Annotated in this window: 20 protein-coding genes and 1 pseudogene; 12 read left to right on the forward strand and 9 right to left on the reverse strand. The window is 62.9% G+C overall.

The window, feature by feature from the left end; genetic code table 11:
* Positions 1 to 123: 123 nt before the first annotated feature.
* Entirely contained in the window at positions 124 to 1485 is a 1362-nt protein-coding gene (locus tag ABE528_RS13900) for a cytosine permease (protein ID WP_346653271.1), read from the forward strand.
* Positions 1486 to 1537: 52 nt separating this feature from the next.
* Here ABE528_RS13900 and ABE528_RS13905 read toward each other — a convergent pair whose 3' ends face one another.
* Positions 1538 to 2839 carry a mechanosensitive ion channel family protein gene (locus tag ABE528_RS13905; RefSeq protein ID WP_346653272.1) on the reverse strand — a complete coding sequence of 434 codons (1302 nt, stop codon included), beginning with the start codon at positions 2837 to 2839 and terminating at the stop codon, positions 1538 to 1540.
* 105 nt (positions 2840 to 2944) lie between these two features.
* On the opposite strand from ABE528_RS13905, the gene ABE528_RS13910 reads away from it, so the two are divergent.
* The gene (locus ABE528_RS13910) at positions 2945 to 4306 is read left to right on the forward strand and encodes a DEAD/DEAH box helicase (protein ID WP_060513157.1); all 1362 of its coding nucleotides are present in this window, start codon (positions 2945 to 2947) and stop codon (positions 4304 to 4306) included.
* A 57-nt stretch (positions 4307 to 4363) separates the two neighbouring features.
* Here the strand turns inward: ABE528_RS13910 and ABE528_RS13915 are convergent, their stop codons facing one another.
* Complete coding sequence (locus ABE528_RS13915; RefSeq protein ID WP_152953947.1) at positions 4364 to 4636, reverse strand: hypothetical protein; 273 nt, start codon at positions 4634 to 4636, stop codon at positions 4364 to 4366.
* Between the two features lie 253 nt (positions 4637 to 4889).
* On the opposite strand from ABE528_RS13915, the gene ABE528_RS13920 reads away from it, so the two are divergent.
* Entirely contained in the window at positions 4890 to 5168 is a 279-nt protein-coding gene (locus ABE528_RS13920) for a BrnT family toxin (RefSeq protein ID WP_152953946.1), read from the forward strand.
* Positions 5146 to 5400: a BrnA antitoxin family protein gene (locus tag ABE528_RS13925; RefSeq protein WP_152953945.1), complete on the forward strand. Its 255-nt coding sequence runs from the start codon at positions 5146 to 5148 to the stop codon at positions 5398 to 5400. The genes ABE528_RS13920 and ABE528_RS13925 overlap by 23 nt, the downstream gene beginning before the upstream one ends.
* A 91-nt stretch (positions 5401 to 5491) precedes the next feature.
* Here the strand turns inward: ABE528_RS13925 and ABE528_RS13930 are convergent.
* A pseudogene (locus ABE528_RS13930) lies at positions 5492 to 5638 on the reverse strand (addiction module antidote protein); the annotation flags it as partial.
* Positions 5639 to 5712: 74 nt separating this feature from the next.
* Here ABE528_RS13930 and ABE528_RS13935 point away from each other — a divergent pair.
* Together ABE528_RS13935 and ABE528_RS13940 are read left to right on the forward strand one after the other, a co-directional pair.
* Positions 5713 to 6108, forward strand: a complete 396-nt coding sequence (locus ABE528_RS13935) for a transcriptional regulator (RefSeq protein WP_152953944.1) — start codon at positions 5713 to 5715, stop codon at positions 6106 to 6108.
* A gap of 106 nt (positions 6109 to 6214) precedes the next feature.
* Complete coding sequence (locus ABE528_RS13940) at positions 6215 to 7141, forward strand: DMT family transporter (protein WP_346653273.1); 927 nt, start codon at positions 6215 to 6217, stop codon at positions 7139 to 7141.
* On the opposite strand, the gene ABE528_RS13945 is transcribed toward ABE528_RS13940, so the two are convergent.
* Positions 7138 to 8310 (reverse strand): MFS transporter, encoded by a 1173-nt coding sequence (locus ABE528_RS13945; RefSeq protein ID WP_346653274.1) that lies wholly within the window; start codon positions 8308 to 8310, stop codon positions 7138 to 7140. The genes ABE528_RS13940 and ABE528_RS13945 overlap by 4 nt on opposite strands.
* 106 nt (positions 8311 to 8416) lie before the next feature.
* On the opposite strand from ABE528_RS13945, the gene ABE528_RS13950 reads away from it, so the two are divergent.
* Positions 8417 to 9310, forward strand: a complete 894-nt coding sequence (locus tag ABE528_RS13950) for a LysR family transcriptional regulator (protein WP_152953941.1) — start codon at positions 8417 to 8419, stop codon at positions 9308 to 9310.
* A 124-nt stretch (positions 9311 to 9434) separates the two neighbouring features.
* Positions 9435 to 9563: a PA1414 family protein gene (locus ABE528_RS13955; RefSeq protein ID WP_256215799.1), complete on the forward strand. Its 129-nt coding sequence runs from the start codon at positions 9435 to 9437 to the stop codon at positions 9561 to 9563.
* A gap of 64 nt (positions 9564 to 9627) precedes the next feature.
* On the opposite strand, the gene ABE528_RS13960 is transcribed toward ABE528_RS13955, so the two are convergent.
* Together ABE528_RS13960 and speB are read right to left on the reverse strand one after the other, a co-directional pair.
* Complete coding sequence (locus tag ABE528_RS13960; RefSeq protein ID WP_152953940.1) at positions 9628 to 11007, reverse strand: sodium:solute symporter; 1380 nt, start codon at positions 11005 to 11007, stop codon at positions 9628 to 9630.
* A 132-nt stretch (positions 11008 to 11139) separates the two neighbouring features.
* Entirely contained in the window at positions 11140 to 12090 is a 951-nt protein-coding gene (gene speB, locus ABE528_RS13965) for an agmatinase (protein ID WP_008090804.1), read from the reverse strand.
* A gap of 225 nt (positions 12091 to 12315) precedes the next feature.
* Here speB and ABE528_RS13970 point away from each other — a divergent pair, with 225 nt between their 5' ends.
* The 3 genes from ABE528_RS13970 (at position 12316) to ABE528_RS13980 (ending at position 15579) form a co-directional block, all read left to right on the forward strand.
* Positions 12316 to 13209 (forward strand): LysR family transcriptional regulator, encoded by an 894-nt coding sequence (locus ABE528_RS13970; protein ID WP_152953938.1) that lies wholly within the window; start codon positions 12316 to 12318, stop codon positions 13207 to 13209.
* Between the two features lie 133 nt (positions 13210 to 13342).
* Entirely contained in the window at positions 13343 to 14908 is a 1566-nt protein-coding gene (locus ABE528_RS13975; protein ID WP_346653275.1) for a PAS domain-containing methyl-accepting chemotaxis protein, read from the forward strand.
* A 71-nt stretch (positions 14909 to 14979) separates the two neighbouring features.
* Complete coding sequence (locus ABE528_RS13980; protein WP_346653276.1) at positions 14980 to 15579, forward strand: DTW domain-containing protein; 600 nt, start codon at positions 14980 to 14982, stop codon at positions 15577 to 15579.
* Positions 15580 to 15624: 45 nt separating this feature from the next.
* On the opposite strand, the gene ABE528_RS13985 is transcribed toward ABE528_RS13980, so the two are convergent.
* The 3 genes from ABE528_RS13985 to ABE528_RS13995 all read right to left on the reverse strand — a co-directional run bounded on the left by ABE528_RS13985 (position 15625) and on the right by ABE528_RS13995 (position 20571).
* Complete coding sequence (locus ABE528_RS13985; RefSeq protein WP_346653277.1) at positions 15625 to 16977, reverse strand: HlyD family type I secretion periplasmic adaptor subunit; 1353 nt, start codon at positions 16975 to 16977, stop codon at positions 15625 to 15627.
* A 9-nt stretch (positions 16978 to 16986) separates the two neighbouring features.
* Positions 16987 to 19122 (reverse strand): type I secretion system permease/ATPase, encoded by a 2136-nt coding sequence (locus ABE528_RS13990; RefSeq protein WP_346653281.1) that lies wholly within the window; start codon positions 19120 to 19122, stop codon positions 16987 to 16989.
* 75 nt (positions 19123 to 19197) lie between these two features.
* Positions 19198 to 20571 carry a TolC family outer membrane protein gene (locus ABE528_RS13995; protein WP_346653278.1) on the reverse strand — a complete coding sequence of 458 codons (1374 nt, stop codon included), beginning with the start codon at positions 20569 to 20571 and terminating at the stop codon, positions 19198 to 19200.
* Positions 20572 to 21037: 466 nt separating this feature from the next.
* Between ABE528_RS13995 and ABE528_RS14000 the strand changes: the two genes are divergently transcribed.
* On the forward strand, positions 21038 to 22336 hold a 1299-nt coding region (locus tag ABE528_RS14000), incomplete at its 3' end, for a retention module-containing protein (protein ID WP_346653279.1).

The following is a 22336-nucleotide window of genomic DNA, read 5'->3' on the forward strand; positions in this document are numbered from 1 at the left end:
CGCTTGGGAAACCTGACGTTCTCAGGCAAGGCATGGCGCAGGTAGCTAAGACGCGTTCGCTAATGAACCCAAACCTGGCCGGCGCCTACCCGATAATCATGAAAATAAAATCGGGAGACCGGCGTGAAGCTAGAAACGCGAAGTATCGAATTCGTCCCACACGCTGAGCGTTATGGCACGCCTAAACGATTGTTCACCATCTGGTTCAGCTCCAACTTCCAGATAACCGCACTGATGGTCGGCACCCTGGGCGTTGCATCGGGGCTGAGTTTTGCCTGGACCTTGCTGGGCCTGTTGGTCGGTAACCTGATCGGCACCGTGTTCATGGCCGCGCACTCTGCCCAGGGGCCGCACCTGGGCGTGCCACAGATGATCCAGAGCCGCGCCCAGTTCGGTGTCCATGGCGCGGCGCTGCCGTTGCTGGTGATGGTCACGGCCGCTGTACTGTTCCTTGCCGCCAGCGGCGTGCTGATGCGTAACGCCGTGCAGGCGCTGGTGCCCATGAGCGACGACCAGGCCATCGTGGTGGTCGGCGTGCTGACCTTCATCATCGGTTTTGTCGGTTACGAGCTGATCCACCGCCTGGGGGCGTGGATGAGCCTGCTGTCCACGCTGGTGTTTGCCGGCGCCCTGGTGCTGATCCTGCTGCACCCTGGCGACATGGCAGGCACGACGGCAGTGACGACGGGCTTTTCGTTCACCGCCTTCAACCTGATCGTGGCCCAGGCCGCCTCCTGGACGTTGGGCTATGGCCCCTATGTGGCGGATTATTCGCGCTACCTGCCGGCCAACGTCAACCCGCGCGCCACGTTCTGGGCCACCTATTGCGGTTGTGCGCTGGGCTCCTTCGCCATGATGGCGTTGGGCGCGCTGGTGGCCGTGGCGCTTCCCTCGGCACTGGGGCATGACCCTGCGACGGCGATTGCCGGGTTGTTTGGCCCGTGGGCGCCGTTGGCACTGGCCGTGATTGCGCTGGGGGTGATCCAGTACAACGTCCTGTGCCTGTACAGCGCCTACATGTCGTCGGTCACGATCTTCGGTGCTTTCAAGACTATCAGGCGCGTGACCGCGACTGCCAAGGCGCTGGTGATGGCGGGCCTTACCGCTGCGGCAACGCTGATTGCCATCGCTACCCAATACAATTTCGATACGTTCTTTGCTGACATCCTGATCGGCCAGTTGTACTTGTTGATCCCCTGGAGCGCGATCAACCTGGTGGATTACTACTGGGTGTGCCGGGGCCAGTATGACGTGGGGGCGCTGTACGACGCCAAGGGGCCTTACGGCTGCTTCAATCGTCGAAGCCTGGCGGTGTATGCGGTGTCGATCATCGGTACCATCCCGTTCATGAAGCTGTCGTTCTACACGGGCTTCGTGGCCGAGTGGCTGGGGGCGGACATCAGTTGGGCGATGGGCTTGATCCTGGCCGGTGCGCTGTACTGCATGGTCAGCGCACGGGAAAGCAAAGCGCTTTTGGCAAGCTAGGCATTTGACTCGGCCTTGAGAGAGAAGGGGCTGCAACGCAGCCCCGGCAATCTCAAACTTCGTGCATTTCTTCAAGGCGGCGCGGCATCGGCTCGGGTGCCGTGCGCCCCGCCAGCCCCACGCGCATGTCATTGCCACTCGGCTGCTGGTATAGGCTCAAGCCAAATTCCGGCAACACCGCCAGCAGGTAATCGAAGATATCCCCCTGAATCCGCTCGTAATCCGCCCACACCGTGGTGGTGGTAAAGCAGTAGATCTCCAGCGGCACGCCTTCGGCGGTGGTCTGCATCTGCCGGACCATGCAGGTCATGTTCGGGTGCACGTTGGGGTGGTTCTTCAAGTAAGCCAGGGCAAACGCGCGGAAGGTGCCGATGTTGGTCAGCTTGCGGCGGTTGGCCGAAAGTTCTGGCACAGGCCCCAGCGCCTCGTTCCAGCGCTGCAGCTCCTGGCGCTTGCCGGCCAGGTAGTCGCCCAGCAGGCTCACCTGGCTCAGGCGCTGTTCCTCGTCCGGGGTCAGGAAGCGCACGCCTGCGGCATCGATGAACAGGCTGCGCTTGATGCGCCGGCCACCGGACTGCTGCATGCCGCGGTAGTTGCGGAACGACTCGCTCATCAGGCGCCAGGTCGGGATCGAAACGATGGTTTTATCGAAGTTCTGTACTTTCACGGTGTGCAGGGTGATATCGACCACATCACCATCGGCACCCACCTGCGGCATTTCGATCCAGTCGCCCACGTGCAGCATGTCGTTGCTGGTCAGCTGCACACTGGCGACGAACGACAGCAGGGTGTCCTTGTACACCAACAGCAGCACCGCCGACATCGCACCCAGGCCCGACAGCAGCAACAGTGGCGAGCGGTCGATCAAGGTAGCGACGATGACGATCGAGGCGAAGATCCACAGCATCATCTTGGCCAGTTGCACGTAGCCCTTGATCGAGCGGGTGCGGGCGTGTTCGGTGCGGGCGTAGATGTCCAGCAGGGCATCGAGCAGGCACGACAGGGCCATGGTCATGAACAGCAGGGTGAAGGCCAGGGCAAGGTTGCCGAGGAAGTGCTGGGCGGTGTCGGACAGCTCCGGCACCAGCTTCAGGCCGAACTGGATCACCAGCGACGGGATGGTCTGGGCCAGGCGATGGAGGACTTTGTTGTGGCGCAGGTCGTCCAGCCACTTCAGCGCCGACTGCCGCGCCAGCAGGCGGGCGCTGTGCAGCACCAGGAAGCGCGCCAGGCGCCCGAGCACCAGTGAAATCAGCAGCAGCACGGCCAGGCCGATCGCGGCATGCAACAGTGGATGTTGGTCGAGGGTGCCCCACAGGTCGAGGCTGTCACGCCAGATGCGTTGGATGTCCATAAGCTTGTAACCGGTCTTTTACAGCGAAACGAAGCGCCATTAGAGCGCGGAAGCCGACGAAGTTGCCAAAAGAAATTCGGCTAAGGCGGCAGAAAACGTTACCCTATGCAACTGAATTTCCCGCACTTGCCTGAGGTTACCTCCGTGTTCTCCCAATTCGCCCTGCATGAACGCCTGCTTAAAGCCGTGGCCGAGCTTAAATTTGTCGAGCCAACCCCGGTGCAGGCCGCGGCCATCCCCCTGGCCCTGCAAGGGCGCGACCTGCGTGTGACCGCGCAGACCGGCAGCGGCAAGACCGCGGCGTTCGTCCTGCCGCTGCTCAACCGCCTGGTCGACCTGAAAGGCGGGCGTGTCGAAATCCGCTCGCTGATCCTGCTGCCGACCCGCGAGCTGGCCCAGCAGACCCTCAAGCAAGTGCAGCTGTTCTCGCAGTTCACCTACATCAAGGCCGGCCTGGTCACCGGCGGTGAAGACTTCAAGGAGCAGGCCGCCATGCTGCGCAAGGTGCCGGACGTGCTGATCGGCACCCCGGGCCGCCTGCTCGAACAGCTCAACGCCGGCAACCTCGACCTGTCCCACGTGCAGGTGCTGATCCTCGACGAAGCCGACCGCATGCTCGACATGGGCTTCGCCGAAGACATGGAGCGCCTGTGCAAGGAGTGCGAGAACCGCGAGCAGACCCTGCTGTTCTCCGCCACCACCGGTGGTGCGGCCCTGCGCGACATCATCGGCAAGGTCCTGAAAGACCCTGAGCACCTGATGCTCAACAGCGTCTCGCAGCTGGCCGAAGGCACCCGCCAGCAGGTCATCACCGCTGACCACGACCAGCACAAAGAGCAGATCGTGCAGTGGCTGCTGGCCAACGAGACCTTCGACAAGGCGATCATCTTCACCAACACCCGCGCCCTGGCCGACCGCATCTACGGCCACCTGGTGGCCAAGGACGTGAAGGCCTTCGTGCTGCACGGCGAGAAAGACCAGAAGGACCGCAAGCTGGCCATCGAGCGCTTCAAGCAGGGCAGCTCCAAGGTGCTGGTGGCCACCGACGTGGCGGCCCGCGGCCTGGACATCGACGGCCTGGACCTGGTGATCAACTTCGACATGCCACGCAGCGGTGACGAGTACGTGCACCGTGTGGGCCGTACCGGCCGTGCTGGTGGCGAAGGCCTGGCGATTTCGCTGATCACCCACAATGACTGGAACCTGATGTCCAGCATCGAGCGCTACCTCAAGCAGCAGTTCGAGCGCCGGGTGATCAAGGAAGTCAAAGGCACCTACAGCGGGCCGAAGAAGGTCAAGGCTTCGGGCAAGGCGGTGGGTGCCAAGAAGAAGAAGGTCGACAAGAAGACTGGCGAGAAGAAGGCCGCCGCCAAGCGCAAGCCGACCGCCAAGCCACGGCCGAATGCGCCACTGGCCAGCGCCGATGGCCTGGCCCCGCTGAAGAAGCGCAAGCCGGCGGCTGAGTAAGTCTGGTCAAGGGCCTAGCGCCGGCTTGCCGGCGATAGGCCCATCAGCCTTCATCGCTCACTCAGCTTTTTTCTCAGCTTCCTTCAGTTCCTTGATCCTTTTGTCGATCAGCTGACACTTGTCGGGCAAGTCCTTGCTCGCCGTCCCCAGCTCCATTCCCTGGAGCTCAGCATTGATCTCCTTGGCCTTCTGCGGGTTTTGTTCGGTCAGTTGACTGACCAGCCCGGCCAACTCTTCACGTTTCTGAGTCGCCTCTTCCGGCGTGCAGGCCCAGGCGGGCAGGGCGCAGCACAGGGTTGTGACACAGGCAATGCGCAGCAGCGATTTCATCCGTTTTACCTCCTGCGGTGATGATGTCTGGTGGAGGTCTGTTTGCAACGATTGGTTCAGCGTCGACGACTTTCGGCCAGCGCCCCATGATTCACACGCCGCCCGCTCAGGCGAAGCCGCATGTCCGATTCAGTCACAAGCTGTAGTCCTTTTCCTAAACCCTCCATTGGCTATTGAAGGGCTTGCGGTTGGCCCCTAGTCTTGCCTCCGATCAGGAGGTATCGTATGTACAACTGTAAATACGGAGCGTCCCATGTTTTTTGAATGGGACGATGCGAAGAACGAGATCAACATCCGCAAGCACGGCATCGATTTCTGCGATGTTCCGGATATGTTCAACCACCCGATGCTGATTCGTCGGGATGATTGTCCGGACCACGATGAGGAACGCTGGGTCAGCCTGGGCTGGCTGAAATGCTTGATAGGTGTGGTCGTGTACACAGAAAGGCAGGGTGACGTCATTCGCATCATCTCTGCGCGAAAAGCCACCAGATGGGAGGCCAAACATTATGACCAAAGCATCGAAAACTGATTGGAGCCGCCTGGCTCAACAGGGCGACAAGGATATCGATACCTCTGATATCCCCGAGCTTGGAGAAGACTTCTTCCGCGAGGCCGAACTGCGAGTTCCAGCCAAGCAGACGGTTACCATACGCCTGGACTCTGATGTTCTTGCCTGGTTCAAGGAGCAGGGGGCTGGATATCAGACCCGGATAAACCACCTGCTGCGTCAGTACATGCAAGCACAACTACGCCAGCGCTGATAGGTTTCGCAGCGCTTACATCCGAGCCTTTTCGGAAACCTTGTCCATGAGCGGCGTCAGACAGGGGAGTGATTGAGCTTTTGTTGGAGTATCAATGGGCCACATGCGGTTTGGCAGTCATTTCGATACCCAGCGCCTTCATCACGACCAAAAAGGATTTCAGAGTCGGCTTGCCATGCTCGCTGAAGGAGCGATAAAGCTGCTCACGAGAAAGCCCGGTCTCTTTTGCCAGCTCACTCTTTTGGAACACTACCGCTTGCCAACCGGTCCCAACCTGTGTACCCCCTTTGTCCACAGCAGGAGACCCTCTCCATGAGCAGCACCTACGACTGGGACCTGATCGAGCGTTTGCTGCACGAGGTGCAGAACGGCGCCGGTCACAGCTTCACGCCACGCCCCTATGCCGAGCAGCACGCTGCCGCGCTGGCTGCCAAGGGCCAGCCGGTGGGTGACCTAGACCACCTGAAGACCCGTGCCTGCGAGTACGAAAAGCTGCTGTTCGAGCGCGGTTTCATCGAAAGCCGTGAGCAAGAAGACGGCGGCAATGGCGAAAACTTCGTGCTCACCGAGCGTGGTTCGCGGTTGCTCAGCCTGATCGACAGCAGCATCCCCGGCTTCGAGCACCCGCGCCAAGTGCTCGATGAGCAGGAAGACGGGCTGGATGAAACCACCTTCGAGCAGGTGTCGGCCAAGGCCCAGATCGCTTGAGGTCGTTTTGAGGCTGGCACGGGCGGGCCAGGAAACCCGATAATCGGTATTCCTTGATTACTGCCGAGACCTTGCCGATGCCCTCGACCACCGAAAAGGCCCGCCCATGAGCGCGGCCCGCAAGAATCCTGACGCCTTTGCCTTCCAGGTGATGTTGGGGTTGTGCCTGATCTGGGGCTGCCAGCAGGTGCTGATCAAGACGGCGGCGGTGGATATTGCACCGGTGATGCAGGCCGCCCTGCGCAATTGCATCGCCGCTGTGCTGGTGGGGTTGATGATCTGCTGGCGCGGCGGCTGGGAACAGGTGGGCAGTACCTGGCGGGCAGGGCTCGTGGCCGGTGGATTGTTCGGGCTGGAGTTCCTGTTCATCGCCGAAGGCCTGAAGCTGACTTCCGCAGCGCACATGTCGGTGTTCCTCTATACCGCGCCCGTGTTTACGGCGCTGGGCCTGCACTTCATGTTGCCCAGCGAGCGGCTGCGGTTGTTGCAGTGGCTGGGCATTCTGCTGGCCTTCGGCGGAATTGCAGTGGCCTTTGCTGGCGGCCTGTCGTTCGCCGAAATGGATGGGCGGATGCTGCTGGGCGACGCCTTTGGCGTGCTCGCCGGGCTGGCCTGGGGCGCGACCACGGTGGTGGTACGTGGCTCGCGCCTTTCGGAGGCGCCCGCCACCTTGACCTTGTTCTACCAGTTGGCGGTGGGCTTTGCCGGCTTGCTGCTGATCGCTCTGCTCAGTGGGCAGGTCGGTGAAGTGACATTGACGCCGCTGGCGGTGGGCAGTGTGCTGTTCCAGGGGATCGTGGTGTCGTTTGTCAGCTACCTGACCTGGTTCTGGTTGTTGCGCAAGTACCTGGCCTCCAACCTGGCGGTGTTTTCGTTCATCACACCGTTGTTTGGCGTGACCTTTGGCGTGGTCCTGCTGGGCGAGCCGTTGAGTGCGAACTTCGTATTGGGGGCGTTGATGGTGCTGCTGGGGGTAATCCTGGTGAGTGCCGAGCCTTGGGTGAAACAGCAACTGCGCAAGTTTGTGGGTTAAGCGGCGCTCTGCGGCGCAGCCTGGCAACCCTGCAGGCGGCGTCCCCGGCTCAGCACCAGCACGCCCGCCACCCCCAGGCCCACTGCAGCCAGCACCAGCGCCGGCTGCAAACTCCCGCTGTAGTGGTTGCTCAGCGCCGCCAGCAATGGCCCGCTCAACTGCCCCAGGGCAAAGCACGCGGTCAGCAGCCCGGCGTTGCGCTGCGTGGCCTGCGGCGCCAGTTCCCGCGAGCGCTGCATTACCAGCTGCATGCACGCCAGGAAGGGCCCGCCGCACAGCACCACGCCCAGGGCCAGGCCAACGCCACCGCCCATCAGGCAGGCCAGCACCCCTAACCCTTGCAACCACAGGGTGACCGTCAGCCAGGCCGAAGTACGGCCTGCCCGGCGCAGGCTTACCAGTACCACACCCAGCGCCGCCGCCAGGCCGAACGCAGGCCAGAACAGGTCGGCCATCCAGTTGCCGCTAAACTGCTGGTTGGCCATCTGCGACAGGAAGGTAGCCGGCAGGATGTAGCCCACACCGTACAGGGCATAGACCAGGCCCAGGCGACCGATGCCGACGCTGCGGCTCGGGCCCTGCTGCGCGGCGGCGGGCACCCTTGCAGGTTGCAGGGCGCGAGGCAGCCAAGGGCGCACGGCCAGCAGCATGACCAGCGCTGCAACGGCATAGACCAACCAGAGTGCCGCCGAGCCAAGCCCCAGCAGGTGCGCAGCCAACGCCAGCAAACCCGTCAGCGCAATACCCAGCCCAGGCCCGGCGAACACCAGCGCCCCCAGGCGCTGGCGATTGTGGGCATTGGCGACTTGCTGGCTGAGGCTGGTGATCATCACCAGCACCCAGGCACTGGCCACGCCAGTCCCGAAGCGCAGCAGCAGGTGGCTCCAGAAGCCGTGCGCAGCCCAGGAGGCCAGGGTCAGCAGCACGCACAGCCACAGGCCGCCGTGCAGGCGCAGTTTCACCTGGTTCGGCCGACGGGCGTACATGGCGTCCACGGCGCCGAGAAAGTAACCCAGGTAGTTGGCTGCCGCCACCAGCCCGGCGGCGGTCAGGTCGAACTGGCCTTCGGCGATCAGTTGCGGCAGTTGCGGGGTGAGGGCGAAGCGGCCAATGCCCATGGCCATCATCAGGGCCACGGCGCTGGCCAGCAGTTGTACGAGCGGCGACATGAGGACTCTCCTGCGCGAATCAATGCGATGGATGGCAGGTTAGGGCGCTTTTACTTTCAATAAAATTGAATAATGATGATCAAGTTGTTCTGTTTTGGAGAATGTCATGGAGTTCAGCCAACTGCGCATCTTCCAGGCCGTGGCCGAGGAAGGTTCGGTAACCCGCGCCGCTGAGCGCCTGCACCGGGTGCCGTCGAACCTGTCGACGCGCCTGCGCCAGCTCGAAGAGCAATTGGGGGTGGAGCTGTTCCTGCGTGAACGCCAGCGCCTGCAGCTGTCGCCCGCCGGCAAGGTGCTGCTGGATTACGCCAACCGCCTGGCGGCGCTGCGTGATGAAGCCGTTGCGGCAGTCCAAGGCGGCCAGCCGGCCGGCGAGTTCGTGCTGGGCACCATGTACAGCACTGCCGCCATCCACTTGCCGGCGCTGTTGGCGCGCTACCACCAGCAATACCCGGCGGTGAACCTGCAGGTACAGGCCGCTCCAAGCGGCGACCTGCTTGAAGGCCTGCTCAGCCATCGTCTGGATGCGGCACTGGTGGACGGCCCGCCAAGCCTGGCCGGGCTGGATGGTGTGCCGCTGTGCGATGAAGTGCTGGTACTGATTACCAGCCCGGAACACCCGCGGGTGCGCAGTGCCAAGGACGTGGCGGGCAAGGCAGTGTTCACTTTCCGCCAGGGCTGTTCCTACCGGATGCGGCTGGAGGCCTGGTATGCCCATGACCACACGCCGATGGGCCGGGTGATGGAAATCGAGTCGTACCAGAGCATGCTGGCCTGTGTGATCGCTGGGGCGGGGGTGGCCTTGATGGCGCAATCGATGCTCGACAGCCTGCCCGGGCGTGATCGGGTTCGCGCCCATCGCCTGCAGTCGCCATTCGATCACGCGCAAACCTGGTTGATGTGGCGCCAGGGCATGTGCGGGGCGAATTTGCAGGCCTGGATCGACCTGCAACAAAGCGAAACGATTAACCAGTCGTCGGAATGCGCCGTTTCCGCTTGATCCGCGTCAAACTAGCCCATATCTGTAGGAACAAGAGCATGCGTAGTACAGGACATCGGACTATGATCTGTATGAAACATCGCAGGATTGAATTGCCGTGAGGCTGACCCGTCAAGGGGGCATTATGAAAAACCAAATGTTCAACTGGCTCCACGACCTGGCCGTCGCTTTGGGGCTGATTCCACCACCCTTGCAGCCGGTGCCGATCCCGACTGATGAAGAGCAGCGCAAGCGCCAGCCGCGTCGTCGCTGAAATGCAAAAGGCCGCAGCATCTGTCAGATGCTGCGGCCTCTTTGTTTCTGCGGTTTCGCCCTGATCAGGCCAGCTTCACTTCACCCACCGGCTTGCGCGACAGCACGCTCACCAGCACGAAGCTCACCAGGCCAACCGCCAGGCTGTAGTAGATCGGCGTGTTGGCATCCAGCCCGTCCTTGAACATGAAGAACAGTGCAGTGGCAAAGCCCAGCGACATGCTGGCGATGGCGCCTGCGGTGGTTGCACGCTTCCAGAAGATCGCACCGATCAGCGGGATCAGCATGCCGCCGACCAGCAGGTTGTAAGCCAGGGTCAGGGCGCTGATCACATCGTTCACCGCCATGGCGATGCCCAGCACCACCAGGCCGGTGATCAGGGTGAACAGGCGGCTGACGCCCAGGCTCGACTGCTTGCCGCCACGCAGCTTGGGCAGCAGGTCTTCGGTCAGGGTGGTCGAGGCCGCCAGCAGGCCGGCACTGGCAGTCGACATCATGGCCGCCAGGGCTGCCGCCATCAGCAGGCCACGAATGCCTTCGGGCAGCTGGCCTTTGATCATCTCGGCAAAGGCATTGTTCGGGTTGGCCAGGTCCGGCATCAGCACATGGGCGGACATGCCGATCAGGGCGCACGCCAGGCCGTACAGCACGCAGTACACGCCTGCGGTGGTGCCGGCGCGCTGGCAGACCTTCTCGTCACGGGCAGTGAATACCCGCTGCCAGATGTCCTGGCCGATCAGGATGCCGAAGAAGTAGATCAGGAAGTAGGTGATGATGGTGTCCCAGCCGATGGTGGTCCAGCTGAAGCTGGCCGCCGGCAACTTGGCCACCAGGGTATCCCAGCCACCGGCCTTGTACAGGCAGATGGGCAGCAGGATGAACATCAGGCCAACGGTCTTGATCACGAACTGGACGATGTCGGTGAGGGTCAGCGACCACATGCCACCAATGGTCGAGTAGATCACCACCACACCGCCGCCGAGCAGCAGCGACGCCCAGAAGGGCAGGTCGAGCAGCACTTGCAGCACGGTTGCCATGGCCAGGGTCGAGGTGACGCCGATCATCAGCGCATAGGCCAGCATGATCGCCGCGCTGGCTTGGCGGGCCATGGGGTTGTAGCGGCGCTCCAGCACCTGGGTGACGGTGAAGATCTTCAGGCGCAGCAGCGGTTTGGCGAGGAACAGGTTGAGGGCGATGATGCCCAGGCCCAGGGCTGCACACAGCCAGAAGCCGGAAATGCCATGTACATAACCCAGGCGCACGGTACCGACGGTGGAGGCGCCGCCGAGCACGGTGGTGGCCATGGTGCCCATGTACAGGGTCGGGCCGAGGTTGCGCCCGGCCACGAGGTAGTCTTCGTGGGTTTTTGCGCGCCGCATGCCATACCAGCCCAGCCCGAGCATGCCGGCGGTATAGATCATTACAACAATGATGTCCAAGGCCATTGGGGGTCTCCCGATTATCTTTATTATGGCGAGATCGACCGCGCAGGCGTGTTCACGGCGCCCGGCGGTCTTGTCTTGTGTTGGCGGGCCTCTATGGCCCTCCCTCATGGCTCCTGCCGGGGTACAGCGGTGTCAGCGACGCACGACGCCTGGCAGCACGCAGAGCATCTCGAACAGCAGGTTGGCGCCAAGCAGCGAGGTGTTGCCGGTGGTGTCGTAAGGCGGGGAGACTTCGACCAGGTCACAGCCGATCAGGTCCAGGCCGTGGCAGCCGCGAATGATCTCCATCGCCTGGATGGTGGTCAAGCCGCCGATTTCCGGGGTGCCGGTGCCTGGGGCCCAGGCCGGGTCGATGCCGTCGATGTCGAACGACAGGTACACCGGGCCACCGCCGACTTTTTCGCGCACTTCGGCCATCAGTGGTTCCAGCGACTTGTGCCAGCATTCTTCGGCCTGCACCACGCGAAAGCCCTGACGGCGGCTCCAGTTGAAGTCGTCGGCGGTGTAGCCCTGGGCGCGCAGGCCGATCTGCACCACGCGGTCGCAATCGAGCAGACCCTCTTCCACGGCGCGGCGGAAGGTAGTGCCGTGGGCGATCTTCTCGCCAAACATGTGGTCGTTGACGTCGGCGTGGGCGTCGATGTGCACCAGGCCGATCTTGCCGTGCTTCTTGTGCAGGGCGCGCAGGATCGGCAGGGTGATGGTGTGGTCGCCCCCCAGGGTCATCGGGATGACGTTGTGCTCGACGATCTCGTCGTAGGCTTCTTCGATGATGCGCACGGCGTCGAGCAGGTTGAAGGTGTTGATGGCCACGTCACCGATGTCGGCCACCGACAGCGAGTCGAACGGCGCGGCACCGGTGGCCATGTTGTAAGGGCGGATCATCACCGATTCGGCGCGGATCTGCCGCGGGCCGAAACGGGTGCCGGAACGCAGCGAGGTACCGATGTCCAGCGGTACGCCGATGAACGCGGCGTCAAGGCCTTGGGCGCTTTGCAGGTGGGGGAGACGGAGCATGGTGGCGATGCCGCCGAAACGCGGCATTTCGTTGCCGCCCAGTGGTTGGTGGAGAACTTTGTCCACGGTGGGCCTCATCAGTCGGTCGATTGTTTTGTTTGTTCGAACCTGGGCCGCCGCATGCCGTTCAGGTTTGGATATGCCGGCGGGCAGGGCCATTTCGGCCAAGTCTGCGCAAGGTAGTGCGTGGGAAGAATCGCTACCGGCAAATACTTACTTCAGGAATTTCTGAACTAACGCGCGCAGGAGCGGTTAGACTGCGCGCAAATACCCCTGCGGAACCGTTGCACCATGGCCTCGACCTTGCCCGACCTGAAACTGCTGCGCATCTTCGTCAGCGTGGTGCGCCACCAGGGGTTCGCCAATGCCCAGCGCGAGCTCAACCTGTCGACCTCGGCCATCAGTACCTACATGAGCCAGCTCGAAGGCGCCTTGGGTATCGTGTTGTGCCACCGTGGCCGTGGCGGCTTCAGCCTGACCAGCAAGGGCGAGCTGTTCCATCAGGAGACGCTGCGCCTGCTGGCCGAGCTGGACGGTTTCGAACAGTACGCCGCAGCGCTCAAGGGCGAGCTGCGCGGCACCCTCAACCTGGGGGTGATCGACTCCACCGTAGGCGATCAGGCGCTGCCCTTGGCCGAGGCCATCGGAGCCTACAGCCAGGAACACCCGGCGGTGCACCTGCACCTGTCGGTGTCCAGCCCCTACGAGCTGCAGCTTGGGGTGCAGGACAACCGTCTGGACCTGGCCATTGGTGCGTTTTCCTCGCGCATGAGTGGCTTGCTTTATCTGCCGCTTTACCGCGAACAGCATTGGCTTTATTGCAGCAGCCGCCACTCGCTGTTCGCCGAGCGGCGCATCCCCGAGCAGGTGGTGACCCAGCAACGCATGGTGGGGCGTGGCTACTGGAGCCAGGCCGAACTGGCCAGGCACGGCTTCAAGCACAGTGCGGCGACGGTGGAAAGCATGGAGGCGCAGCTGATCCTGATTCTCTCGGGCGCCTACATTGGCTACCTGCCCGAGCACTACGCCCAGGCATGGGTCGACAAGGGCGACCTCAGAGTGCTATCGCCGGCCACTTTCGGGTATCAGGCGCCATTCTCGCTGATCGTGCGCAGGGGGCGTAGTCGTGAGCCGCTGATTCAAACATTCCGGGATCTGCTCAAGAGCCAATTGAATGTTGGTTGAAGGGTGAAGTTTCGTAGGACAATCCGACTGAATGTCCTAAATAATATTTCAAATTAGCCGCTAACCTCCCCACGCTCTGCTAGATATTTAGTTGCGCTGCCCCCTCATATCCCTCTTCGAAGGACCGTTCAAGATGCGCATGAACTTGCCCGTCACTGAGCACGAAAGAACTTTTACCCGCGAGCAGCGCCTGATCTCCACCACGGACCTCGATAGTCGCATCACCTACTGCAACGACGCTTTTGTCGCGATCAGCGGTTTTACCTACGACGAACTGGTCGGCCAGACGCACAACCTGGTGCGTCACCCAGACATGCCCCCCGCCGTATTCGGCCATATGTGGGAGACCATCAAGCAAGGCAAACCCTGGATGGGAGTGGTCAAGAACCGCGCCAAGAACGGCGATCACTATTGGGTCAGCGCCTATGTCACGGCGATCTACGAGAACGGCCGCATCAGTGGCTACGAGTCGGTGCGCTCGGTACCGACCCGCGAGCAGATCCGCCGTGCCGAAGCCCTGTACGCACGGCTGCGCGCAGGCAAGTCGCCGACGCCCTGGGCTGCCCGGTTCGGGCGCGGCCTGGCCGGCGGCGGGCCATTGATCGGCGCTGGCCTGCTGTCGGCGGCCGGCTACCTCTGGCTGCCACCTTATCTGGCGCTGGGTGTGCTGATGACCAGCTTGCTGGTGGCCTGGTACCTGATCGAACGTCAGCAAGACCAACCGATCCGTCGCACGCTTGCTGAACACCCAAAGGCGTTCACCAGCCCCCTGGTGGCCCTGACCTACAGTGATAACCCTGGCCTGATGGGCCAGCTCGACCTCGCCATCATCAGTGAAGAAGCGCGCTTGCAAACCGCGCTTACCCGCCTGGTGGATGCCGGCGTTGGAGTAAAGTCTCGCGCCGCGCAATCGGCCGACCTGTCCGATGCCCAGGCGCAGATGCTCGACCGCCAGCGCAGCGAGACCGACCAGTCGGCCACGGCCATCGCGCAGATGGCCGCGACCATCCAGGAGGTCACCCACAATGTGCAAAGCACGGCTCATGCCGCAGGTGACGCCGACCAACTGGCCCAGCGCGGCAGCGAGCTTGCGCAGCAGAGCCTGAAGGCCATGGGCAGCATGAACGAGGCGGTCAGCGACATCGGCCAGGCGGTCAATGCCCTGGCCGAGCAGACCCAGTCGATCGGCAGTGTGGTCGACGTGATCACCTCGATTGCCGAGCAGACCAACCTGCTGGCGCTCAACGCCGCGATCGAAGCGGCACGCGCCGGCGAGCAGGGCAGGGGCTTTGCCGTGGTCGCCGACGAGGTACGTTCGCTGGCTCAGCGCACACGTTCCTCCACCGACGAGATCCATCAGATCATCGCCTCGCTGCGTGCCGGCGCCGAACGGGCGGTGAGCACCGCCAGCCGCGGCGAGCAGATCTCGCGGGACAGCGTGCAGAGTGTCAAGGCCGTGCAGACGGCGCTGGCCGGGATTGCCCAGGCGGTCACCCGCATTACCGGCATGAGCCAGCAGATGGCCACGGCGTCGGAGCAGCAGAGCCATGTGGCCGAGGACATCAACCAGCAGATCGTGCGCATTGCCCAGCTGTGCGACCAGTCGGCGGGGCAGGCCAAGCAAGGGGCCGAGATCAGTCAGGACCTGGAGCGCATGGCCGAGTACCTGCATAGCCTGGCCGAGCGGTTCAACCGCTGAGGCCCTTGGGCCCGCAAAGCGGGCCCAAATGTTGAGCCTGTGGCAAAATCCCTCCGCCAACGGAGAACCCCATGCCCAGACCCCGCTGCGAACGCTGCCAGCGCCCGCTTGACCATTGCCTCTGCCCGCTGATCCCCAGCCTCGACAGCCGCACCCGTGTGGTGCTGCTGCAGCACCCCAGTGAAACCGCCCACGCCCTGAATACCGCCCGCCTGGCCGCCCTGGGCCTGGTGAATGCCGAACTGCGGGTCGGGGAAGTGTTCGCTGACCTTGCCGAACTGTTGGCGACCCCTGGCTACCGGCCTGTGCTGCTGTTCCCGGGTGAGCAGGCGCAAGCGCTGACAGCCTACGGCGAAACGGACGACGGGCCATTGATGCTGATCGTCCCCGACGGCACCTGGCGCAAGGCACGCAAGTTGCTGTACATGAATCCGCTGCTCGACGCGCTGCCACGGGTGACCTTGGCCGAAGTGGCGCCATCTCGCTACCGCCTGCGCAAGGCGCCGGAGCCGGGGGCGGTGTCGACCATTGAGGCGGTGGTGCAGGCGTTGAATGAGTTGGAGTCGCCAGTGAATTTCGATGACCTGTTGCGGCCCTTCGAAGCACTGATCGAAGGGCAGATCAAGGCGATGGGGGCTGATGTGTTCGAGCGCAATCATGGGCGCCTGTGAAATCCCCCGACATGCACCTGGCAACCCAAACGCAATCCAAACCAATCACCTTTCCCGCAGCGCCTCAGTTCGCGCCTTGAGCACTGGTTTGAGCAGATAATCCAGCACGCTCTTCTGCCCGGTGATGATGTCTACCGTGGCCACCATCCCAGGGATGATCAGCAACGGCTTGTTGTCCCCACCGAGGTGGTTCTTCTCGGTCCTCACCTGGATCAGATAGAACGCATTGCCCTTGTCATCGGTGACGGTGTCGGCGCTGATCAGCTCCAGCTTGGCCTTGAGCCCGCCGTAGATGGTGTAGTCATAGGCACTGAACTTGACCATCGCCGGTTGCCCCGGGTGTAGGAAGGCTACGTCCTGCGGGCGCACCTTGGCCTCGATCAACAGGTTGTCGTCGATTGGCACGATTTCCACCAGGTCACTGCCCGGCTGCACAACGCCACCGATGGTGTTGACCTTCAGCAGCTTGACGATGCCGCGCACTGGCGACACCACGGTAGTGCGGTTGACCCGGTCGTCGATGGCGATGCTGGTGGCGGTGATCTTGGAGAGCTCGGTGCGCTTGTCGTTCAGCTCCTTGGCAGCGTCCGAGCGGAAACTGGCGTCAGACTCCTCGATCTTGCTCTTGATCTCGGCGATCGCCGCTTCGGCGCGGGGAATCGCCAGGCTGGTGGCATTGAGCTGGCCGCGGGCCTCCACGGTGCGTTGCTTGAGGCGCAGGATCTCTACCGGGGAGATGGCACCTTTACTCACCAGCGGCGCCGACATGTCCGTCTCCTGCTGCAGCAGTGCCACGGCCGAACGGTACTGATCGACTTTGGAGCGGAACTCGGCCAGCTCCTGGTTCTTCTGCCGCAGCTGTTCGTTGAGGGTCTGCTTTTCGCTGGCCAGGCGCCGTTGGCGCGAGCTATACAGGGCGATCTCGTCTTCGGCGACCTGGGGCGCCTTGGCGCGTACTTCGTCCGAGAGCACGAACGGGCGGCCTTCGGCTTCTGCCGAGAGGCGTTCGACCTGGGCGGTCAGGGCATAACGGTCAGCCTCGCTTTCGCCTTTGTTGGACTTGAACCGGGTGTCGTCCAGGCGCAGCAACGTGGCGCCTTTCTCGACCATCTGCCCTTCGCGCACGAAGATCTCGGTGACGATCCCGCCTTCGAGGTTCTGCACCACCTGCACCTTGCTCGACGGGATCGCCTTGCCTTCGCCGACCGTCACTTCGTCGAGCACCGCCAGGCTGGCCCAGACCAGAGCCACCAGCAGCAGTGCCGCAGCCAGCCACACGGTCAGGCGCGACAGGCGTGGCGAATCCTGCAAGGTAGCGCCGGCCAGTTCCGGCATGTAGTCACGTTCGGCCCGTTTTTCGGTGCCATGGCTGCTGCGTACGCTTTGCATGAGAGGCATGGGGAGCTCCTACAGGGCCGAGCCGATACGGCCCTTGCGCAAGGCGTCGACCACCGCATCCTTCGGCCCGTCGGCGACGACCTTGCCGTTGTCCAGCACCACCAGGCGGTCCACCAGGCTGAGCATCGAGGTGCGGTGGGTGACCAGCAGCACAGTCTTGCCCGGCACCCAGGCCAGCAGGCGCTGGCGCAGTTGTTCTTCGCTGCTGTTGTCCATGTGGCTGGTCGGTTCGTCGAGGATCAGGATCGGTGGTTCCAGCAGCAGCGCGCGAGCCAGCAGTACAGCCTGGCGCTGGCCGCCGGAGAGCAGTTGGCCGCGCTCGCCCACCGGGCGGTCGAAACCGTTGGGGTGTTGCCGGGCCAGTTCGCTGACGCCGGTCAGTTCGGCCACTTCGAGCATGCGTGCATCGCTGATGTGGCGCGCGCCGAGGGTCAGGTTGTCGCGCAGGCTGCCGGCCAGCAGCGGCAGGTCGTGGGCCACGTAGCCGATCTGGCTGCGCAGGTCGGCGATGTCCAGCTGGCGTAGGTCGAGGTTGTCCAGCAGCACCTGGCCTTCGTCGGGGTGATGGAAGCCCATCAGGAGGCGCCCGAGGGTGCTCTTGCCCGAGCCGCTGCGGCCGATGATGCCGATCCGCTCGCCGGGGGTGATGGCCAGGTTCACATCGTGCAATGCCGGGCTGACTTGCCCCGGGTAACGGAACGTGATGTGGCTCAGCGCCAGGCCACCTTTGAGCGTGGTGTGCTCAAGGGCTTGCTGGTCGAGTTGACGTTCCTGGGGCAGGGCCATCAGTGCATCGGTACTGCGCATGGTCAGCTGCGCCTGTTGGTAGCGGGTGATCAGCCCGGCGATCTGGCCGAGCGGGGCAAGCACCCGGCTGCCGAGCATGTAGCTGGCGACCAGGGCACCGACGCTGAGGTTGCCGGCGATGATGCTGTACACCCCGGCGACGATGGTGGCCATGCCGCAGAACTGCTGGATGAACAGCGTGCCGTTGCTGGCCAGTGACGACAGGTTGCGGGCGTGGGCGTCGAGGCGGGCGATGGCGGCGTTGGTGTGCTCCCACTGGTACTGGCGTTCGCTTTCGGCGCCGCAGGCCTTGAGGGTTTCCAGGCCGCCCAGGGTTTCGATCAGCAGGGCCTGGCGCACGGCGCCGAGGCTCAGGCTTTTCTGCACGGTGTCGCGCAGTCGGGCCTGGATGATCAGCGCAAAGCCCACCGCCAGCGGGAAGGCAATCAGCGGAATCAATACCAGCCAGCCACCGAGCAGGCCGATTACCAGCAGCATCAGGGCCACGAAGGGTAGGTCGATGATGCTGGTCAGGGTGACGGCGGTGAGAAATTCGCGCAGGCCCTGGAAGTCATGGATGCTCTGGGCGAAACCACCGATGGTGGCGGGCTTGGCCTTCATGGCCATGCCGGTGATGCGCTCGAACAGGGTGGCGGAGAGGATCAGGTCGGTCTTCTTGCCGGCCTGGTCCAGCAAGTGGGCGCGGACCATGCGCAGCACCAGCTCGAAAGCGGTGCCCAGGAACAGGCCGGCGACCAGCACCCACAAGGTCGACAGTGCCTGGTTGGGCACCACGCGGTCGTAGGTCTGCATGACGAACAGCGGCACCATCAGGCCGAGCAGGTTGATCAGCAGGCTGGCCAGCAGGGCATCGCCATACAACCAGCGGGAATGGCGCAGGGTGTCGCGGAACCAGGCGTTGACCCGCGGCAGCAGCGGTGAACGCACGTCTTCGAGGGTATGCCGGGGGCGGGCAAACAGGGCTTGGCCACTGTAGGCCTGTTGCAGTGCTTCACGCTCGACCCATTGCTCGCCGCCTTCAGCTTCGCAGGGCAGGATCAGCGCACGGCCGTCATCGCCCCAGCGTTGCAACACCGCGCTGCGGCCATTGTCGAGCAACAGCAGCACGGGCAGGTTGAGCGCCGAAATGTCATCCAGCGCCCGTGCCAGCACCCGTGCTTGCAGGCCGGCACGCGCTGCAGCCCGCGGCAGCAAGGCCATGCCCAGGCGTTGCTGGGCCAATGGCAGGCCGCTGCACAGGCTGGCGCGGCTGGCCGGGCGGCCGTGCAGCCGGCACAGGATCAGCAGGCCATCAAGCAGTGGGTCATCGACATCCGGGCGCGGTTGCGCACTTTGCATACTGGTCACGATGGCCTACTCCCGCCAGGGTGGATGGGTTGCTGTGCAGGCGATCCGTGCCAGTGCGTGCGACGCTCAGCGCATGTCGGGCAATCTGGCTTCGGTCCGGACCTCGTTGTTGGCGATAGCCTCTGGTGGGAGTGAAATGCGTTGCTTGCTCAGCAGTTCACCCATGGTCGCCAGCACCCGGTACATCGAAAACTCTTCGGTGTAACGCACTTCGGTGTAGCGACGGTTGGCGTTGTACAGCTCGTTTTCGCTGTCGAGCACGTCGAGCAGGGTGCGCTGGCCCAGGCCGAACTGGTCCTGATAGGCGGCGCGCACACGCTGGGTGGTCTCGGCGTATTCACGTGCGGTCGGGGTTTGCTTGCGGGCGTTGTTCATGGCATTCCAGGACAGGCTGAGGTTTTCGGTCAGCTCGCGCAGTGCATTGTTGCGGATGTCCAGGGCCTGGTTGATCTTGTGCGCGTCGGATTGCAGCCGGGCTTTGTCGCTGCCGCCACGGAACAGGTTGTAACTGAGCTCGACGCCCGCCTGCCAGTCATTGTTGGCATGGCCCTGCTCGCCGCCGATGTTGTTGTTGGCGCCGGTGGCCAGCACCGCGTCCAGGCGTGGGTAGAACGGCGACTTGGCCACTTCGTACTGCTGTTCGGCGGCATTGACGTCGGCCTGGGCCGACTTGAGGTACGGGTTGTTCTGGCGCATGCCTTCGCGCGCCTGGTCGAGCGTGGCGGGTATTTCCACCTTGATCGACCGTGGGCCTTCCAGTTCGTCTGGCACGCGGCCGACCACGCTGTAGAAGTTGGCTTCGGCATCGGCGAGGTCGACTTCGGCGGTGTCCAGGTTGTTTTCTGCCAGGGCGCGACGGGCGCGGGACTGGTCGAGGTCGGCAGTGCTGCCAACGCCGCGCTCGCTGCGCAGACCGATCTGGTCGTTGACGCGCAAGTGTGCCTGCAGGTTGTTCTTGGCCAGGTCTACCAACTCGCGGCGCTTGAGTACCTCCAGATACACCTCGACGGTACGCAAGGCCACGTCCTGGGCAACGGCCTGGGTGTAGTAGGCCCGAGAAGTCGCAACTGCCTCGGTGCGGCCCACTTCGTTGGCGGTGTTGAAACCGTCGAAGATCATCTGCCGCAGGCGCAGTTCCGACTGTGTGTAGTTCAGGGTTTCCTTGTTGTGGTTGGTCGTGCCGTCCGGGTTGAGACTGCGGGTGTTGAGGTTGTCAGAGCGCTGGCGGCCATAACCTGCCACCAGATCCACGGTCGGGTAGTAGCCGCCACGGGCGAATTTGACATCCTCATCGGCCGAAAGCTTGCTGTTGCGGTTCGAGCTGATCTGCGGGTGGTAATCCACGGCACTCTGGATGGCTTCGTTGAGGGACATTGCTTCGACGTTCGTGCATGCCATGGCCACCAGCATTGCGCTGGCGAGGGGGGTTAGAACGCGCATGGGCTACTTCTCCCTGGTCACAAAAAAATCCTGCTTTTCGCCAATAAAATGACGATTTTTATAGTTCAAACCGTTTCATGTTTGTAACAACAGAGCTAAGAACATTTAACGCGCGAGCTAAGAAGATTTTTTCATAACACCTATGCGAAAAAAAACTTATGCGGTCTATGCAAAGCAAGACATTGTTTCATTCAAGTGAATTCGCGAACCGTTGCAAGGCGCGACGTACAAGCACTTCAGCAAGTTCCAGGTTTTTTACAGCTAAGGACGCGGAACGGATAGGTGAAAGCAGTATTGGCGACAAAAAATTGGCAGGTTTTGATGGCCAATTTACATTATTACTATCGCCAAAGTAGTGCCTGAGAGAACGATTCTCGCCGTTGAGATTTTTCGGACTCCATGCCCACACCTGCCTGCGCAATGTCATTGGCTGATGTAGCCGATCAGTAAGGGGAGGTGTTCGCTCATGGCTAAGTTAGTCGGTGTGGTCAGCAAGGTAATTGGCCAGGTATTCGCAGTCGCCAGCGATGGTAGTCGGCGCCCTCTGATCGAAGGCGATCGCCTGTTCGCTGGCGAGCAACTGGAGACGGGTGCTGCAGGGGCTGTGGCGGTACGCCTGCAGAACGGTGCCGAGTTGACCCTGGGCCGTGACAGCAGCCTGGAGATGACGCCGGACCTGCTCGCCAACCGGGCCCCCCATGCGCCGGGCCACGACGTAGCGCCGAGCGACGCGCAATTGAGTGATGTGGAGCGTATCCAGCAGGCGATTGCCGCGGGCGACGACCCGACCCAGAGCGCTGAGGCGACCGCCGCCGGGTCAGGCAGCCCGAGCGCATCCGGGGCACTGGGAGGTGGCCACAGTTTCGTCATGCTCGATGAAGTCGGCGCCCGTGTCGATCCCGTGGTGGGCTTCCCGACGGCAGGCTTCAATGGCTTTCCCGAGCTGGCCAACCGCGAAGTGGGCGGCCTTGACCCCAGCAATGGCAGTTCGCTCAACGGTCGGCCTGTCGGTGGTGACGGCGGCACGGTACCTACAGAACCGTCCATCCCGACGGTAGACGAAAATCATCCAGTCACGTTGCTGGGCCTGGATATCGCCCCGGGTGAACTGAACCTGAACGAGGCGAATCTGCCACTGGGGTCTGCCAGTGATGCGGCGGCGCTGACCCGGCAGGGCAGCTTTACCGTGGTAGCTCAGGATGGCGTGTTCAACCTTAGTGTTGGTGGCATCAACGTGGTGACGGGCGGTGTGGTGACCGGCGTTGGCCAGTCGATCACCACCGGGCTGGGCAATATCCTGACGATTACCGGCTACAACCCGAGCACGGGCGAGGTCAGTTACACCTACACGCTCACGGCATCCGGGCAACATATCGAGAACGATGGGGCCAAGTCGCTGACCGAGCACCTGCCGGTCCTGGTCAGTGACAGTAACGGTGATGTCGCCCAGGGCTTGCTGGATGTGATCATCCATGATGATGCGCCGCAGGCGTTCGATGATGACAACGTGGTCAAGGCGACCGAGCAGCAAGTCGAGCTGACCGGGAATGTGCTGACCAACGATATCCAGGGCGCTGACCGCGTGGCAGGCGGCCCGGTAATCGCCGGTACCTACACCGGCACCTATGGCACACTGGTTCTCGCCGCGGACGGTTCCTACACCTACACGCTCAACCCCAACGCCCCGGACTTCAAGAACCTGGGCGGTGGCGGCAATGGTGTGGAGAACTTCACCTACACGATCAAGGACGCTGACGGCGACACC

The organism is Pseudomonas sp. TWI628 (assembly GCF_039673865.1).
In the GTDB taxonomy this organism is placed as follows: domain Bacteria; phylum Pseudomonadota; class Gammaproteobacteria; order Pseudomonadales; family Pseudomonadaceae; genus Aquipseudomonas.

Coding starts and splice junctions, on each gene's coding strand:
- ABE528_RS13980 (WP_346653276.1), top strand. CDS start 14,980: ATGCCCAGACCCCGCTGCGAACGCTGCCAGCGCCCGCTTGACCATTGC.
- ABE528_RS13985 (WP_346653277.1), bottom strand. CDS start 16,977: ATGCCTCTCATGCAAAGCGTACGCAGCAGCCATGGCACCGAAAAACGG.
- ABE528_RS13935 (WP_152953944.1), top strand. CDS start 5,713: ATGAGCAGCACCTACGACTGGGACCTGATCGAGCGTTTGCTGCACGAG.
- ABE528_RS13905 (WP_346653272.1), bottom strand. CDS start 2,839: ATGGACATCCAACGCATCTGGCGTGACAGCCTCGACCTGTGGGGCACC.
- ABE528_RS13940 (WP_346653273.1), top strand. CDS start 6,215: ATGAGCGCGGCCCGCAAGAATCCTGACGCCTTTGCCTTCCAGGTGATG.
- ABE528_RS13995 (WP_346653278.1), bottom strand. CDS start 20,571: ATGCGCGTTCTAACCCCCCTCGCCAGCGCAATGCTGGTGGCCATGGCA.
- ABE528_RS13960 (WP_152953940.1), bottom strand. CDS start 11,007: ATGGCCTTGGACATCATTGTTGTAATGATCTATACCGCCGGCATGCTC.
- ABE528_RS13990 (WP_346653281.1), bottom strand. CDS start 19,122: ATGCAAAGTGCGCAACCGCGCCCGGATGTCGATGACCCACTGCTTGAT.
- ABE528_RS13975 (WP_346653275.1), top strand. CDS start 13,343: ATGCGCATGAACTTGCCCGTCACTGAGCACGAAAGAACTTTTACCCGC.
- ABE528_RS13970 (WP_152953938.1), top strand. CDS start 12,316: ATGGCCTCGACCTTGCCCGACCTGAAACTGCTGCGCATCTTCGTCAGC.
- ABE528_RS13925 (WP_152953945.1), top strand. CDS start 5,146: ATGACCAAAGCATCGAAAACTGATTGGAGCCGCCTGGCTCAACAGGGC.
- ABE528_RS13955 (WP_256215799.1), top strand. CDS start 9,435: ATGAAAAACCAAATGTTCAACTGGCTCCACGACCTGGCCGTCGCTTTG.
- ABE528_RS13920 (WP_152953946.1), top strand. CDS start 4,890: ATGTTTTTTGAATGGGACGATGCGAAGAACGAGATCAACATCCGCAAG.
- ABE528_RS13910 (WP_060513157.1), top strand. CDS start 2,945: ATGCAACTGAATTTCCCGCACTTGCCTGAGGTTACCTCCGTGTTCTCC.
- ABE528_RS13915 (WP_152953947.1), bottom strand. CDS start 4,636: ATGAAATCGCTGCTGCGCATTGCCTGTGTCACAACCCTGTGCTGCGCC.
- ABE528_RS13950 (WP_152953941.1), top strand. CDS start 8,417: ATGGAGTTCAGCCAACTGCGCATCTTCCAGGCCGTGGCCGAGGAAGGT.
- ABE528_RS13945 (WP_346653274.1), bottom strand. CDS start 8,310: ATGTCGCCGCTCGTACAACTGCTGGCCAGCGCCGTGGCCCTGATGATG.